Raw genomic sequence first — 15,253 nt, 5'->3', positions numbered from 1 at the left:
AAAATATGATAAGATAGTTTCTATGGTATTATATAAGTAAGAAACACAAGGACATTTCAGAAGACTAAACAATTATTAATTGTTTAGTCTTCTGAAATATTTAATATGGAGTATTTAGGTGATAATTTAAGAGGTGGTAATTATGAATAATTCAATTAATAAAAGTAAAATATTAATAGTTGATGATGAAGAGGATATATTAGGACTTTTATCTACTGTGCTTAGAAAAGAAGGTTTTGAAAATATATATGCTGCAGGGACTGCAAAAGAAGCATTAGATTTAGTAATACGGATAAACCCAGATATTATTCTTTTGGATATAATGATGCCAGATAGAGACGGGTATGAAGTATGTAAAGAAATAAGAAGCACTTCTAGAACGCCAATTTTGTTTATGTCGGCTAAAACGGAAGAGTTAGATAGGATTTTAGGATTTGCTTTAGGAGCGGATGACTATATTACAAAGCCATTTAGTCCAAAAGAGGTCGCATATAGGGTGAAGGCTCATCTAAGAAGAAATAATTACATTGGTGAAGAGCCTGATGAAAAGTGCAAAATTATAGTTTTTGGACCCTTTGAATTAAATGAGGAAAAGATAGAGCTTAAAAAGAATGGCGAATTAATAGAGTTAAAACCAAAAGAATTTAAGATGTTAGCATACTTTGCAAAAAATCCGAGCCAAATTCTGAGCAAGGAAAAAATTTGTAGTGGGGTTTGGGGAGAAGATTATATAGGTTTTGACAATACAATTATGGTTCATATAAGGAGACTCAGAGAAAAAATAGAGGATAATCCTTCAATGCCAAAATATATAGTTAATATTAAGGGGCTTGGATATAAATTTGTTGTAAAGGATGAATAGATATGAAATTCAAATTAATGGGCAAATTCATGATAACTGTGGTTTCTGTAGTTATAATAGTAATGATTATAAATATTATTGCAGCCTTTTCTTTTATAATTTATAACAATGAGACAAAAGGAACCTTAATAGAGAAAAAATTAAAAGGTGTAGGGGCAGAGGATTATACTAGAAATTTCAGCAAATGTATTGTAGGTAATAAAGAAGCTGTTTATATAGACAATAATGGGAAACTAAGCTTGGATAATAATAATATATGGATACAGATATTAGATGAGCAAAGTAGTGAAGTATATAGTTATAAAAAGCCAAAGGGTACAAAAAAAAGTTATACTCCTTTTGAATTGATTAATGAATATAAGTATGTGGATGAAAAAACCTTAACAACTATTTTTTTAGGTGAAAAACAAATAGAAGGACGTAAATACAGCTATATAATAGGATTCCCATGGGACACGGTTGAGCGACGAGTAATTACTATTAATAATAGTAATTTTGTAGAAACGATAGGTAACTTTATTTATATCATTTTAATATTAGATGCATTAATTGCATTGTTTTTTGCATATTTATTCTCAAGAAGACTTACTAAACCTGTAATCAACATAATAAATGGTGTCTTAGTATTGTCGGATGGAAAATATGATTTGAATTTATCTGAAAAGGGGCTATATACTGGGGTCTACCGCAACTTAAACAATCTTTCATCAACTCTTAGGAGTAATGAAATAGAAAGAAAAAAACTGGACCAAATGAGAGAAGAATGGATCTCAAATATGTCACATGATATTAAGACGCCACTGGTATCTATAAAAGGATATGCCGAAATTTTAAGTAGTGATGATTATGATTTATCAAAAGAAGAGATAAATCAGTATTCAAAAATAATAGAAAGTAAGTCTAATTATATAAAAGAGCTTGTAGATGATTTAAATTTAACAACAAGATTGAAAAATAAAGTATTGAAGTTAAACAAGAAAAAAGTAAATATGGTTAGCTTGGCACGAAATGCTGTAATTGATTTACTAAACGATCCTAAGAATGCTAATGTAGATATTGATTTTATTTGTGATAATGAAGTTATAGAAGCTTTTGTGGATGATATTCTGATAATGAGGACTATAAAAAACTTGGTATATAATGCAATAGTTCATAATAAAGAGGGCGTAAAAATAAAAGTATTGGTTGAGAAGTATGATAACATAAAAATTGTTATAAGTGATAACGGAAAAGGAATAAGGCCGGAAGAACTAAACCTTATATTTGAAAGATATTACAGAGGTGCAAATACCGGAAAAGGACATGAAGGTTCGGGACTTGGAATGGCTATTGCGAGGGACATAGTAAAAGCACATGATGGAGAAATTAGGGTGCTAAGTGAGCTCGGACGTGGTACAGAAATAGAAATCAATTTATAAATAAGTATTCGATTTAAAGATTTTTATGAATATAATAAGAATGGAGATGGATAATGAATTTTATAGGTAATATTATTTGGTTATTATTTGGTGGAATCATTTCAGCTATTGCATGGTTTTTATCAGGTCTAATTTTATGCGTTACAATTATTGGAATACCGTTTGGTATTCAATGTTTTAAGATTTCAATATTTGTATTGTGGCCTTTTGAAAAAGAAATAGAGCTTGGTAATTTTGGTGTTGGAGGATTGATTTTTAATGTTATCTGGATTATTTTTTTAGGATGGGAACTTGCCATAGCGCATCTCGTTACGGGTGTAATATTTTGTATAACAATTGTAGGAATACCATTCGGACTTCAGCATTTTAAATTTGCTCAACTTGGGCTCATACCTTTTGGAGCGAAAATACATTAGATATAAATTAGCTCAATATTATTTATAGAAAATAGGTAGGCACATAGTATTCTATGATGCTCTATCTATTTTTTAGTTGTATTTTATTTCACATCTACAGTGGCCTCAGGATACTTTGAGGAAGAACCCCTAAAGGTTACTACTCGTCAAATATTTTCAGCTTATTAGGAAAGAAAATCATCATTGTAGTTCCAGAAGGTTCAGAAAACTGAACGGTTATATCTAATCCTAATTTTTTGCATAATATTTTACATAGATAAAGTCCCATTCCCGTGGATTTCATATATGATCTACCATGATGTCCTGTAAATCCCCTATCAAAAACGCGAGGTATATCCTCAGGGGGAATGCCTATGCCGTTATCATGAACATGCAGAATGGTGCCTGATATTACTTGCCTCGTATAAAATGAAATTATTAGTTTATCACTTCGATACTTGATTGCATTATCAATGAGTTGTTTCAAAATAAATATAATCCATTTAGGGTCAGTTGTTACATCTAATTCCAAATCTTTCATTTGTATTTTGCCACTAATTCGTATGATACTCATTGAGCAGCTTTTTATTGTGCTATTGACTATGGATGAGAGACGAGTCGTCTCTATCTGATAATCTTCATAAAGCGTATTACTTCTGGCATAGTAAAGTGTTTGCTCAACATAACCTTCAATTCGATCAATTTCAGATTGTATTTGATGCGATATAGGTGATTTGTTATTTGCTATAATCAAATTGATTGCCGTAATAGGTGTTTTGATTTCATGCACCCATAATTCAATATAATCGTGATAGTTTCGCTGTGATATTTTAAAGCTTGCGATATTATCATTCATGACCTTTGTTGAGTCTTTCAAAATCTGATAAAAAACCTGACCACTAAAAAAATGCGGTGCTTCAACAATATCAGTGATATATGTCTTTTCATCAAGAATTTGAAAAATTAAAAGCAGTTCGCTGTAAAAATGCTTCATTCTGTAATAGTCAAAGCATAATCCAGAAATATAACAGAAAAGCAATATACCACAAATGAAAATAATAACAGAACTTTTAACATTAAACAGATATAGTATACCAGTGATAATAACATAGGATAAAAGAACAAGAATAATTTGAATTGATTTTTCTTTAAGATAATTTATGACACTCATATCTGATACCCTTGACCGCGTTTTGTAATTAAATAATCGGTTAAGCCAAAAGACTTAAGTTTCCGTCTAAGCCTTGCAATGTTGACATTCAAGGTATTTTCATCAACATAATCCCCATTTTGCCATAGCTCATTCATAAGATCATCCCTTGAAATTATATTGCCCTTATTCAGTATGAGCAATCGAATTATACCTAACTCATTTTTTGATAAGTCTACTTCCCCGCCATCATAGATCATTTTGCTTTTTAAAACATCTACGGTTAGGTCTTTATGGCTAAGTAAGATACTCTCAGGATTATCGGTGGTTCTTTTTAACACAGACTGAATATGAGCTAGTAATATTTGAAGATTATAAGGTTTAGTGATAAAATCATCAGCTCCAATGTTTAAGCTTAGCAATTCGTCTATTGGTGTGTTTCTGCTGGTGACAACGATGATAGGAACAGGAGATTGTTTGCGTATTTCACGGCATACGTGGAACCCGTCCTGATAAGGTAAATTTAAATCCAAAAGTATTAAATTAGATTTTGAATGTAATACAATTTCAATAATATTTTCAAAATCATTGCTATCAAAACACTCATAACCATATTTAGAGAGGAAACTCTTTAGCTCCCTAGAAATTGTTGGATCATCCTCAATGATAAATATCTTCATTTTACAGTCTCCTCTTCGATATAAATATAATAAACGATACCACGATGTTATATTGCAGTACTTTGCACATACGACAATTATAATGAATTATATGGTATATTGTACATAATATTCGTTATAATGGCAAGGAGTAGAGTAGCCCAACCATCACTTACGGTGCTGGTTACAGCAATGCAATTGATGATTAACCTTACAAAATGGTAATGCTACGGTAAGGTTAATCGATAGTTTGAAAAATAGAAAGATGATAAAGTAGGGTAAGAGAGAGAAAAGGAGCGATAACGATGAATATTAATACGATTTTAAAAGTTAAAGATATTGAAAAAGTATATGGAAATAAAGGTAAAGTTACACATGCATTAAATGGTGTTTCTTTTGAAGTGAATAAAGGAGAATTTTTGGGAATAATGGGTTCTAGCGGAAGCGGAAAAAGCACATTACTTAACTGTATCTCTACCATTGATACTATTACATCAGGACATGTATATGTAGACGAAGAAGATATCACTCTTTTAGGTGGAAGTAAGCTTTCCAAATTTCGTCGTGAAAAATTGGGATTTATATTTCAAGATTATAATTTATTGGACACATTGACAGCATATGAAAACATCTCATTAGCATTGTCCATTAATCATTGTCCTGTGAATAAAATGAAACAAGAAATAGATAATGTAGCTTTGGCTTTAAATATAGAGAAAGTGCTTAATAAGTATCCTTATGAAATGTCTGGAGGACAGCAACAAAGAGTGGCAGCAGCTCGTGCTATGGTGGCTCATCCATCTTTACTTTTAGCAGATGAACCAACAGGAGCGCTTGACAGTAAATCTGCAAAAATGCTATTAAAAAGTTTGGAAGATTTAAATCGTAATCAAGAGGCCACAATTCTTATGGTAACTCATGATGCGTATAATGCAAGCTTTTGTAAAAGAATCATTTTTATTAAGGATGGGAAAATATTCAATGAGTTATATAAAGGCAGTCATGATCGAAAAACCTTCTTTAATAGCATCATGGAAGTTGTTTCTGTTTTAGGAGGTGAGAGTGATAATGTTTTTTAAACTTGTTTTTAAAAATGTACGTAGGAGTATTAAAGACTATGTGGTCTACTTTTTAACATTGGCCCTGGCGGTTAGTTTGTTTTATGCATTTAATTCAATAGCATCTCAGCCAGGATTAAGCAAATTATCTTCTGCAATGAAAATGATGACCGATACTATGAATCAATATATAGGAATTCTATCAAAATTTATTGCTGTGATTCTTGCTTTTGTTGTAGTATACGCAAATCAATTTATTATGAAAAGAAGAAAAAAAGAAATGGGAATGTATATGACTCTCGGCATGGACAAGTGGAGCATCTCATCTATTTTTGTGGGGGAAATTGTTTTGGTTGGTATTTTTTCCTTAATAGTTGGATTAGGTATAGGTTTGCTTTTATCACAAGGGCTTTCACTAATAGCATTAAATTTATTTGCAACAGATGTATCTTCATTCCAGTTGGTTTTGTCTGTTAATGCTATAAAAGAAACAATTATTAATTTTGCTATCATTTTTGGGGTTGTTATGATAGTTAACACGCGTTCGATTTTTAAATTAAAGTTAATTGATTTATTAACAGCAGACAGAAAGAATCAAGAATTAAGAGTTCATAATAAATGGATTTCATTTTTATTATTTGCTACATCAGCATTTTGTATGATTTTAGGTATATACATACTATTTAGTACTGGACTTAGCAAAACAACTCTACCCAAAGTTATGGTGCTTATTGGGGTTGGTATTCTATTGTTTTATTATACTGCTTCTAGTGTAATGATATTATTTGTTCAAAAAAATAAACGTATGTACTTTCGTGGATTAAATACATTCTTATTTAGACAAATTGGTAGCAAGCTTCAGACAAATTATCTTGTCATCACAGTTATTAGTGGATTGCTTTTGTGCTCGCTTGTAGTCCTTAGCTCAGGGTTTAGTATTAGTGGTCAAATTAACAATCTGATGAAAAAATCTATTCCTTATGATGTTACCGTTCTGTTACCTATAAGCAAGAATAAAGTAACTCCACTAGAAAAATCCCAAAAAGATGGAGTCATTTTGCAAGAAAATTTGAAGGATTATTGTGAGAGCATTCTATATGTTACGGATTATACCTATGGAGATATATTTGAGGGGCAAGTCGTAAAATTATCCATTACGGATAAGGACATGCCAGAATCTAAAATTAACTTCATGTCAGAGACGGAGTTTAATAAACAGATGACTCTTCAAAATGAGAAACAGATTAGCTTATCTAAAAATCAATATCTTATAAATGCAACCTATAAGAACACAATACCTTATGTAGATCATTTTTTAAAGAATCATGGGAAGATTACAGTTTCTGGTCAAGAATTAACACCACAAAGGGCAGAACCCCTTAACAAGACAATTATAGCATTTGCTCCTATAGGCGCAAATGATCCGGGAACAATTATTGTATCTGATGAAATTGCTTCAAAGTTAATACCTGATGCATATTTATTAAACGGTCTTTATAAGGCAGATGCGAACAAAGACCTATTGAACGCACAGATGATTAAAGCATGGAGTGATTCAATAGTGAATAAGAGCATTAGCTATATGACAAAAGATGTTCAACAGGATTCCTATTTTGGGACATTTGGGGTTATTGCATTCATATGTAGTTATATTGGTCTTGTGCTTATTATAATTTGTTTGGCAGTAATTGCACTGCAACAATTAACTGAAACTCAAGATAACAAAGAACGATATCACACATTAGCCAATATGGGGGCAGATGGGAAAATGATTCGTAGCACATTGTTTCTACAGATTGGATTTTACTTTATTGTGCCACTGATTATGTCAATGGTCTTATCTATGTTTGTTACTAGATCCGTACTAAATGAAGTGGAGTCATTCTTTCAGATGTCTATTGGGCTAAACATGGGGGTAAGTTTTGCAATTATTATCGCTTTGTATATCATGTACTTCATTGCAACTTACGAAAGTGCAAAACAAATCATTGTTGAACAAAAGATAAAATAAAGAAATATAGTGAGGAGAGAAAAATATGGAGAATTTTTTATTAAATTTAGGAGTGTCTAAAGGAATTATTCAAACTATTCAATGGTGGTCGCCAGCCCTTGAAGGAATCGTAGTCATCATTGCTATAGTTATTGTTGTGGGGATTATTAAACATAAGAAAAACAAATAAATTTATTTATAGCTCTCATCTTAAGTTAAGGTAGGGGCTATTTGACGATTACGAATATGATAAAAGCGCCAAGGCAATTATTCATTTTCTAAAATGGAATAATTATTATGATGTTACAAAAATGTAAGTTGAAAGAGCAAAATGTAAGCCGAAGCAATGGTGGTATATTTTGCTTTTTTGTATACTAAGAGTGTAAAACATATTTAAAATAATTAATATTAACGAGGGGTATTTATAATGACAGAATTATTGAAAGTAGAAAAAGAATTTTTGAACTCTTTATAAAATTCTTATATTATAAAACTATAGTAAACGAAAGGAAGATGAATATGGATAATTATATTTTACAAACAAAAAATATTTGCAAGACTTTTAAAGAACAACGTGCGGTAAATAATATTTCCCTGTTGATTAAGAAAAATTCTGTCTATGGATTGCTAGGACCAAATGGTGCAGGAAAATCAACTTTATTAAAAATGATTACGGGAATGCTTCATCCAACATCAGGAGAAATTATTTTTGATGATCATTCTTGGAGCAGGAATGATCTTTCAAATATAGGGGTTTTGATTGAATCTCCACCTCTTTATGAAAATTTGACGGCGGTAGAAAACCTGAAAGTTCGAACCATTCTTTTAGGGCTTCCTGATTCTCGTATTAAGGAAGTATTGGAAACAGTTGATTTGACAAACACAAATAAAAAGCAGGCAGGACAATTTTCTATGGGGATGAAGCAAAGGCTTGGAATTGCAATTGCACTACTAAATAAACCCAAATTGTTAATTTTGGATGAGCCTACAAATGGCCTGGATCCTCTTGGAATACAAGATTTACGTGAGTTAATACGTTCTTTCCCAGCTCAAGGAATGACAGTCATCCTCTCCAGTCATATATTGTCTGAGGTTGAATTGATTGCAGACCACATTGGTATCATCAGCAATGGGGTACTCGGGTATAACGGCAAAATTAATCCTGGAGAAGATTTGGAAGTACTTTTCACAGAGGTTGTGAAAAAGAACAGGGAGATGGTTTCATAATGCTCGAATATTTACAGGCTGAAAATTTAAAATATAAGAGAACATTTATAAAAAAAATAATTTTTCTTGCACCTATGGTTACCTTCCTCATTGCACTTTCATCTGTTATATGGTTTCAAGCCAATAGCTTTAATTCGTGGTACATGATGATACTACCAGGATATATTTCAATAATGGCAGTGATGACTAATGAAAGGGAAGAAAAAAAATTACGGTATAGAGCTGTATTTGGTCTTCCAATTTCACTAAAAAAAGTGTGGATTTCAAAAGTTTTGGTAAATGGGTTTTATATGCTTCTATCCTGCATGGTTCTGTCAGTAGGAATTATTTTAGGCGGCTACTATTTTCCCGTCACTGTACCGTTTTTTCGGGCACTTGTCGCAGCTGTTTTGATTGCAGTTACATTTTTGTGGCAAATTCCACTTTGTATGTTTTTAGCAAAGAAACTGGGAATGATAGGGGCTGTTTTGATTAACGTTTGCGGTAGTATTATGTTAAGTTCTTTGACTGCAATAACATCAACGTGGTGGATTTGTCCTTATAGCTGGACAGCTCGTATTATGTGTCCAGTTCTTGGATATCTTCCAAATGGACTTAAGGTAGAAACAGGATCTCCACTACTAAATCCAATCGCGATTCCAATTGGAATAATTTTGTCTCTTATTCTGTTTGCATTGCTATTGATTGTTACCGCTAATTGGTTTTCAAAACAGGAGGTTAATTAATATGGTTGCTTTACTTAGATGTATAAAATCGGATTTTTACAAATTAAGACATACTTCTATTTTGTGGATTCATTTATTTATTCCACTAGCAGGAGCGTTTATGTTTTTATTATATTACTACGGGACATCAAAGAACTCAATTATGGATATAGAAGGGTATCTAGATGCGCTGGCCATTGCGTTTCCTTTACTGATAGGATTAATCAGTGGGATAGTAATTGAGCAGGAAGAGCAAGCTGGAGGTTTTCAAGTAATGCTATGTACTTCAAAATCAAAATGTACTACGTATTTAAGCAAGTTAATTTTTTTACTTTTATTAGGAAGTTTTTCTATTGCACTTGCTGTAGGAGTATTTGCACTTGGATTTCACGTATTGCCCTACTTATTTTATTTAAAAGCAGGTGCAGCATTAATTATAGGAAACATATTTCTTTATATATTGCATGTGTTCATTAGTCTTCAATTTGGAAAGGGAGCATCTACGGGGCTCGGAGTTTCCGGAAGTCTGATTTCTGCTCTTATGCTTACAGGTCTTGGTGATTATATATGGCACTTTGTTCCATGGGCATGGAGTGTGAGACTTTGCAATAGTATGGTTAACAAGTTGAACTATCCTGCTTTCAGTGCTGAAATAGCACTTGATATGCAAAAGGGATTATTTGTAATGCTATTTGCAATATGTATTGCCTTCGTTGCTAGTTTATTTTGGTTCAGAAAGTGGGAAGGAAGAAAGTCATATGAGTAAGGAGAAATTATTATGAAGATAAAAAAAATATTGATACCTTTGTTCACAGTTTTGTTTTGTACGCTAATAACAGGATGTTCTCCAAAAGATAAAATAATTAGCAAAGCCAGGAACCATGCAATTAAAGATAAAATTATTTGTAAAGTTAATGCTAAAAATGCTACTCAAATAAGTTACAAGGATACAACCTATCAAATTTCAAATCTTTCATTGGAGCGGTCTAAAATTGGGGGATGGAACGGAATTATTGACAAAGTGGCAGTTATTGATAAAAATAATTGTATACTTGAGCAAAAAAGAATTGATTCGTCTGCCCAATTAACAATAGAGGATGTAAAAAAGAATCTTCCTAAAGATGCAAAGTTTATTGTCTCTTTTCAAAATGTTTGTTCAATAAAAGATGTGGAGACTAAAGGCGCCATTGCTGTTCAAATCAATAACAATTTTTACAAAGCGATTCCTGTAGAAGGCGCATCTACTGATAAAACAGTCATCAAATTATCTCCTGCGGGGCTACACAGCTTCTCAGAAGACGAATTGACAACTTCAGAATGAGAAGCGTTTTACTTTTTTATAAAAATAGATTACGACAAAGTTATACTAATATATAGAAAACGAATTTAACGGCATTTCAGAAAGAAAGTCGGGAGGCAGCAACAAAGAGTGGTTTATTTTAAAATGTAGGGTGTAGTTTGTGGGGATTGGTACAAAAACATAAAATAAAATACTGCAAATCCATTTCTGAATAATACAGTATTTTATAGATTATTATCCGTTTATATAGTTGAAATGAATTCAAACAGTTACTTAATTCGTTTCAAAATCGGATGATCTTCTTTCATCTCAAGCAGATCCCACAGGTTCCCATATAAATCCTTAAATACTGCAACCATTCCATAAGATTGGTCTTTTGGTTCTCTCACAAATTCTATTCCTCTTGAAATCATTTCATTATAATCTCTCCAAAAATCATCAGTGTTTAAAAAAAGAAAAACCCTACCACCTGTCTGGTTACCTACAAATGAATCTTGCTCAGATTTAGATGCTTTTGCAAGTAATATTGTAGTACCGGTCGATCCAGGTGGAGATACTACTACCCAACGTTTATCTTGTTCTGGCTGATAGGTATCTTCAATTAATGTAAAATTAAGTTTCTTCGTATAAAAGTCTATCGCCTCATCATAATCCTTCACAACTAGAGCTATGTAGATAATCGATTGAACCATTTTCTCAACTCCTAACTTCTCCTAATATTTTTATAATCATTTTATAATTAAAGTAATTATATCATGTTTACCAACATTAAGTCATTAGAACTGTTTTTAGTTCCATTCCTACTTGTACCCCGGTAGCTCCATCAATTATATATTTGCAATAAAATTATGGGTGATGCCTCGGAAAAGCTTGACTGAAATACATATAACATTTAGTATAGTAAATTAATGGATAAATAATCTTTTCAAGGACAAGTAAGCATTTTAGAAAGTGATGGAGCTGTTCTTAATTTAGGAGAGCTGACTTTTACATATAAAAATCATAAGTTGGATTTAAGTAAAAATGAGTTCAAGATATTACAGATTCTTTTAGAAAACAAAAACAAGGTTGTTTCCCGTGATGACATTATGAGGAAGCTGTGGGAAAGTGATAGTTTTATTGATGATAATACTTTAACGGTTAATGTCACTAGATTTCGAAAAAGGCTAGAGGATATAGGGCTTAAGGATTTTATTAAGACAAAAAAAGGCATAGGATATATAGTGGGTGATTAAGATGAAAAAAAATTATCTTTGGACTATTGCAAGTTCCTATTGCAAGGAGAAAATAAAAACAATTATTAAATTTTTGATTTTTATAATGATATTTTTCAGTGTATATTTTTTATATCATCTTCCATTAGAGCCTATTTTATATGCAACCTTACTATCAGCTACATTAGCTTTTTTGTTTAGCCTTTATGATTTTAGCATATATTATGATAAGCATATGATTCTTAAAGATATTCTCAGTGGGATACAATTTAAACTGGATAAGCTACCAAAGGCTAAGACCTTAATAGAAAAAGACTACCAGAGTATTATTACAACTATATATAAGGAAAAATCAGAAGTATTATATAACTCTGATAATAAATTAAGTGAGATGGTTGATTATTATACAATGTGGACACATCAAATAAAGACCCCTATTGCTGCTTTTTCTATGATTATTCAGTCTATGCAGGCAGGTATAGAAAAAAACTTATGGAGCAGGAGCTATTTAAAATTGAACAATATGTAGAGATGGTATTGCATTATATAAGGCTGGAGAATTTGTCCTCTGACTTAAAATTAGAGTTATATTCACTACATAACATTATTCGTCAAACAGTGAAGAAATATGCGGATGGATTGACAGCCAAGACTTATTATTAAATTGTTCAGCAAGAAAATTAGATAGTAAATTATTATAAACTGAGTTGTATCTGGGGGAAGATACGTAAAAATGATATTTCGTACGTTAAGAAAAGCATAAACCCATAAATGTATGTTTTAGGATGAAAAGTGTCCCAGAGGGGCACAAAATCAATGTACTATATTCTTACATTGTGGTGTGACAAGAAGTCGTTAATTACCAAATTACTGTCTTTTACAACACTTTCGAATGAAGAAGAAATATCTAACTTATCAAATATATTGTGAGAGACCAGAAGCAGAAATGCTCATTTTTTAGCTCGTTTACGTTATACCGTAGAGAAACGCCAACTAATTCTTTAACAATTTCAAAATATACTTAATATAACTATATTTTTCAAACAATTACATAAATAATATATACTTGTATATAAATTTGTATCATTGTATAATTAAAATTGACCTTTTTGGTAGTTTATAATAAAAATTTGAAAATATTATAGAGAGCAACTATAAAATATAAGGCAAAGGATGGAAAACATGACAAAAAAATTAAATCTAATTAAAAGACTAATCCTATTTTTTATAGGAATGAGTATAATACAGATCGGGGTAGCTTTGTTTTTAAAAACTAATATTGGTTCTGATCCGTTTACTTTATTCACTCAAGGATTAGCATTTTTATTAAAGAAAACACCTGGAAGCGCCAATATGATTATTTTATTTGTAGTGGTTTGTATAATACTTTTAGTTGAAAGAACGCGTATTAATATAGGAACAATTATATGCGTGGTGGGGGTAGGCCCCATTATGGATCTTGGAGTAAAGGCTGTTTCATTCTTTCCGATTGAATCTTTAAATATTGGTGTAAAAATACTTTTAGTTGTATTCGGCTGTGGCCTAATTGCAATTGGATTTTCTATACTTTCAGCAAGTAATCTAGGCGTTGCACCAAATGATATTATTCCATTTATAATAAAAGATAAAACTAATTTAGAATATCGTTGGGTTCGTATGAGCTTAGATGCTATCTTTTTAATAACAGGATTTACACTCGGTGGAGTATTTGGTATAGGTACAATAATATCTGCATTGTTAACAGGTCCATGCATACAATTTTGCCTTCCATATGGAGAAAAGTTAGTAAATGCGATTGTTAAAAATCAATCTGAACATAAAGAGGAAGAAAATGTATATGTGGAAGCTTAAATTTAATTATATTAATGGATAGTAAAAGAAAAGTTTTCTATAATGATGGCTGGGTAAAATAATAATAAAAACAACCATCTGGAGCCCAGATGGTTGTTTTTATTGATTCACTATGATTCTATTATTGGCTAATTTAGGGGTGCTGCCACATAGCCATCAAGCTAAGGGAAGTCTATAAAAATAAAGCCCCCCCATTTGTAAAAATGTTATCATTTAAAAGATAATAAAAACACATCAATGGGGGTAATTTACAAATGATATAAGAAACTTAAAACTGAATAAAAATATGAAACATTTTGCAGCTTAAATTAAAAGATGTTTTTCAAAAGAGAAGATTGAAGAAATAGCTAGAGTAACAGGCTTTGTGAAAAGAAAAGGTAAAATTAAAGCATGGGAATTCGTTTGCTTATGCTGCTTTATGGATGCAGAGGTTGCTAATAATACACTTGTTACCTTATGTACAAAACTTAGTGCAAAAATAGGAATAGTTATTTCTAATCAAGCATTAGATCAACGTTTAAATGAAAGATGTGTGGAATTTTTAAAGAAGATTTTTGAGAACCTGTTGCGCCAAACAATAACAAATAATACTTGCATACCAAGTGTATGGGATGAACATTTCAAACGAATAAGAATACTTGATTCTACTGCTTTTCAAGTAACAGAAAGCTATAAAGATATTTATCCTGGATCTGGTGGCTGCTCTCAAGCTTCAGGTGTAAAAATACAACTAGAATATGAATTGAAATCTGGAAATCTTCTTAATATACAAGTAGGAGCTGGCTCAGGAAGCGACAATACTTTTGGGAGCAAAATAAGAGATACTATCAAATCTGGGGATCTTATTTTAAGAGATCTTGGGTATTTCAACTTTGAAGATTTTTTGGACATAGAAGATAGAGAAGCGCTTTACATATCAAGACTCAAACCTAATATAGCAGTATATATATATAATAAGGATATAGAGTACTATAAGAATGGCGCTCCTAAAAAATCAAGCCTTTTTAAAAGAATCTACATTTCTGACATAATGAAACAGATGGGCGAGGGGGACCGTTATGAAATTAAGGATGTCTATGTAGGCAAGGAAAAGACGCTAAAAACAAGGCTTATTTTATATAAACTACAAATGGGCAATTGAAAAAAAGAACAGAAAAATCTGTGAAGAATGCTGAAAAAAGGGTATAGAAAAAAGTAATAATACGATTGAATTATTAGGTATATCTATTTATATAACGAATATTAAGGAAGAAGTTTTAAGTTCAAAGCAGGTTCATGAGTTTTGCAGTTTAAGATGGCAGATCGAAATAATATTTAAAACGTGGAAATCCATATTTAGTATACATGTTGTAAAGTTAGTTAAAATAGAACGGTTTCAATGTCAGCTTTATGGAAAACTTATTTTGCTACTCATAAGTTTTGCTG

The 15,253-nt window shown here is 31.4% G+C and carries 16 protein-coding genes and 2 pseudogenes; 15 read left to right on the top strand and 3 right to left on the bottom strand.

The genetic code is table 11. The features are described from left to right. Positions 1-142 precede the first annotated feature (142 nt). From ACWJKE_RS10645 to ACWJKE_RS10635, 3 genes are read left to right on the top strand one after another with little or no spacing between them, the layout of a single operon-like run. The gene (locus ACWJKE_RS10645) at positions 143-862 is read left to right on the top strand and encodes a response regulator transcription factor (RefSeq protein WP_216302252.1); all 720 of its coding nucleotides are present in this window, start codon (positions 143-145) and stop codon (positions 860-862) included. A 2-nt stretch (positions 863-864) separates the two neighbouring features. Further along, the gene (locus ACWJKE_RS10640) at positions 865-2,280 is read left to right on the top strand and encodes a sensor histidine kinase (RefSeq protein ID WP_462958794.1); all 1,416 of its coding nucleotides are present in this window, start codon (positions 865-867) and stop codon (positions 2,278-2,280) included. Between the two features lie 53 nt (positions 2,281-2,333). Next, on the top strand, positions 2,334-2,696 hold the full coding sequence (locus tag ACWJKE_RS10635; protein ID WP_216302250.1) for a YccF domain-containing protein: 363 nt from the start codon (positions 2,334-2,336) through the stop codon (positions 2,694-2,696). A gap of 139 nt (positions 2,697-2,835) precedes the next feature. Here the strand turns inward: ACWJKE_RS10635 and ACWJKE_RS10630 are convergent, their stop codons facing one another. Both ACWJKE_RS10630 and ACWJKE_RS10625 read right to left on the bottom strand, forming a co-directional pair. Continuing rightward, positions 2,836-3,846, bottom strand: coding sequence for a sensor histidine kinase (locus tag ACWJKE_RS10630; protein WP_462958793.1), 1,011 nt, complete (start codon positions 3,844-3,846; stop codon positions 2,836-2,838). Next, positions 3,843-4,505, bottom strand: a complete 663-nt coding sequence (locus ACWJKE_RS10625; RefSeq protein ID WP_220286983.1) for a response regulator transcription factor — start codon at positions 4,503-4,505, stop codon at positions 3,843-3,845. The genes ACWJKE_RS10630 and ACWJKE_RS10625 overlap by 4 nt, the downstream gene beginning before the upstream one ends. A 284-nt stretch (positions 4,506-4,789) precedes the next feature. Between ACWJKE_RS10625 and ACWJKE_RS10620 the strand changes: the two genes are divergently transcribed. The 7 genes from ACWJKE_RS10620 (at position 4,790) to ACWJKE_RS10590 (ending at position 10,784) form a co-directional block, all read left to right on the top strand. Continuing rightward, a complete protein-coding gene (locus ACWJKE_RS10620) occupies positions 4,790-5,563 on the top strand; it encodes an ABC transporter ATP-binding protein (RefSeq protein ID WP_462958792.1) in 774 nt (257 codons plus the stop codon). Then, positions 5,553-7,553 (top strand): FtsX-like permease family protein, encoded by a 2,001-nt coding sequence (locus tag ACWJKE_RS10615; RefSeq protein ID WP_462958791.1) that lies wholly within the window; start codon positions 5,553-5,555, stop codon positions 7,551-7,553. The genes ACWJKE_RS10620 and ACWJKE_RS10615 overlap by 11 nt, the downstream gene beginning before the upstream one ends. A gap of 25 nt (positions 7,554-7,578) precedes the next feature. Then, on the top strand, positions 7,579-7,722 hold the full coding sequence (locus tag ACWJKE_RS10610; protein ID WP_216302245.1) for a hypothetical protein: 144 nt from the start codon (positions 7,579-7,581) through the stop codon (positions 7,720-7,722). Positions 7,723-8,051: 329 nt separating this feature from the next. Beyond that, positions 8,052-8,759 carry a lantibiotic protection ABC transporter ATP-binding protein gene (locus ACWJKE_RS10605; protein WP_462958790.1) on the top strand — a complete coding sequence of 236 codons (708 nt, stop codon included), beginning with the start codon at positions 8,052-8,054 and terminating at the stop codon, positions 8,757-8,759. Further along, positions 8,759-9,484 (top strand): lantibiotic immunity ABC transporter MutE/EpiE family permease subunit, encoded by a 726-nt coding sequence (locus ACWJKE_RS10600; protein WP_462958789.1) that lies wholly within the window; start codon positions 8,759-8,761, stop codon positions 9,482-9,484. The genes ACWJKE_RS10605 and ACWJKE_RS10600 overlap by 1 nt, the downstream gene beginning before the upstream one ends. Position 9,485: 1 nt before the next feature. Continuing rightward, a complete protein-coding gene (locus ACWJKE_RS10595; RefSeq protein WP_220320345.1) occupies positions 9,486-10,229 on the top strand; it encodes a lantibiotic immunity ABC transporter MutG family permease subunit in 744 nt (247 codons plus the stop codon). Positions 10,230-10,241: 12 nt separating this feature from the next. Beyond that, positions 10,242-10,784 (top strand): NisI/SpaI family lantibiotic immunity lipoprotein, encoded by a 543-nt coding sequence (locus ACWJKE_RS10590; protein WP_462953250.1) that lies wholly within the window; start codon positions 10,242-10,244, stop codon positions 10,782-10,784. A 248-nt stretch (positions 10,785-11,032) separates the two neighbouring features. On the opposite strand, the gene ACWJKE_RS10585 is transcribed toward ACWJKE_RS10590, so the two are convergent. Further along, the gene (locus tag ACWJKE_RS10585; protein ID WP_462958788.1) at positions 11,033-11,455 is read right to left on the bottom strand and encodes a VOC family protein; all 423 of its coding nucleotides are present in this window, start codon (positions 11,453-11,455) and stop codon (positions 11,033-11,035) included. Between the two features lie 228 nt (positions 11,456-11,683). Between ACWJKE_RS10585 and ACWJKE_RS10580 the strand changes: the two are divergent. The 5 genes and pseudogenes from ACWJKE_RS10580 to ACWJKE_RS10560 all read left to right on the top strand — a co-directional run. After that, positions 11,684-11,998 (top strand): annotated as a pseudogene (locus ACWJKE_RS10580) (winged helix-turn-helix domain-containing protein); the annotation flags it as partial. 1 nt (position 11,999) lies between these two features. Further along, on the top strand, positions 12,000-12,506 hold the full coding sequence (locus ACWJKE_RS10575) for a hypothetical protein (RefSeq protein ID WP_462958787.1): 507 nt from the start codon (positions 12,000-12,002) through the stop codon (positions 12,504-12,506). Positions 12,507-13,159: 653 nt separating this feature from the next. Beyond that, a complete protein-coding gene (locus tag ACWJKE_RS10570) occupies positions 13,160-13,828 on the top strand; it encodes a YczE/YyaS/YitT family protein (RefSeq protein ID WP_462958786.1) in 669 nt (222 codons plus the stop codon). 364 nt (positions 13,829-14,192) lie between these two features. Beyond that, complete coding sequence (locus tag ACWJKE_RS10565) at positions 14,193-14,969, top strand: IS4 family transposase (protein WP_462958785.1); 777 nt, start codon at positions 14,193-14,195, stop codon at positions 14,967-14,969. Positions 14,970-15,012: 43 nt separating this feature from the next. Next, positions 15,013-15,180: pseudogene (locus ACWJKE_RS10560) on the top strand (transposase); the annotation flags it as partial. Positions 15,181-15,253 lie beyond the last annotated feature (73 nt).

It is taken from the genome of Clostridium sp. CM036, assembly GCF_055081135.1.
This window is presented reverse-complemented; position numbering and strand designations above follow the sequence as displayed.

Bases quoted from the DNA above. Each gene is read 5' to 3' on its own strand.
- ACWJKE_RS10645 (WP_216302252.1), top strand. From the start codon at position 143: ATGAATAATTCAATTAATAAAAGTAAAATATTAATAGTTGATGATGAA.
- ACWJKE_RS10640 (WP_462958794.1), top strand. From the start codon at position 865: ATGAAATTCAAATTAATGGGCAAATTCATGATAACTGTGGTTTCTGTA.
- ACWJKE_RS10635 (WP_216302250.1), top strand. From the start codon at position 2,334: ATGAATTTTATAGGTAATATTATTTGGTTATTATTTGGTGGAATCATT.
- ACWJKE_RS10630 (WP_462958793.1), bottom strand. From the start codon at position 3,846: ATGAGTGTCATAAATTATCTTAAAGAAAAATCAATTCAAATTATTCTT.
- ACWJKE_RS10625 (WP_220286983.1), bottom strand. From the start codon at position 4,505: ATGAAGATATTTATCATTGAGGATGATCCAACAATTTCTAGGGAGCTA.
- ACWJKE_RS10620 (WP_462958792.1), top strand. From the start codon at position 4,790: ATGAATATTAATACGATTTTAAAAGTTAAAGATATTGAAAAAGTATAT.
- ACWJKE_RS10615 (WP_462958791.1), top strand. From the start codon at position 5,553: ATGTTTTTTAAACTTGTTTTTAAAAATGTACGTAGGAGTATTAAAGAC.
- ACWJKE_RS10610 (WP_216302245.1), top strand. From the start codon at position 7,579: ATGGAGAATTTTTTATTAAATTTAGGAGTGTCTAAAGGAATTATTCAA.
- ACWJKE_RS10605 (WP_462958790.1), top strand. From the start codon at position 8,052: ATGGATAATTATATTTTACAAACAAAAAATATTTGCAAGACTTTTAAA.
- ACWJKE_RS10600 (WP_462958789.1), top strand. From the start codon at position 8,759: ATGCTCGAATATTTACAGGCTGAAAATTTAAAATATAAGAGAACATTT.
- ACWJKE_RS10595 (WP_220320345.1), top strand. From the start codon at position 9,486: ATGGTTGCTTTACTTAGATGTATAAAATCGGATTTTTACAAATTAAGA.
- ACWJKE_RS10590 (WP_462953250.1), top strand. From the start codon at position 10,242: ATGAAGATAAAAAAAATATTGATACCTTTGTTCACAGTTTTGTTTTGT.
- ACWJKE_RS10585 (WP_462958788.1), bottom strand. From the start codon at position 11,455: ATGGTTCAATCGATTATCTACATAGCTCTAGTTGTGAAGGATTATGAT.
- ACWJKE_RS10575 (WP_462958787.1), top strand. From the start codon at position 12,000: ATGAAAAAAAATTATCTTTGGACTATTGCAAGTTCCTATTGCAAGGAG.
- ACWJKE_RS10570 (WP_462958786.1), top strand. From the start codon at position 13,160: ATGACAAAAAAATTAAATCTAATTAAAAGACTAATCCTATTTTTTATA.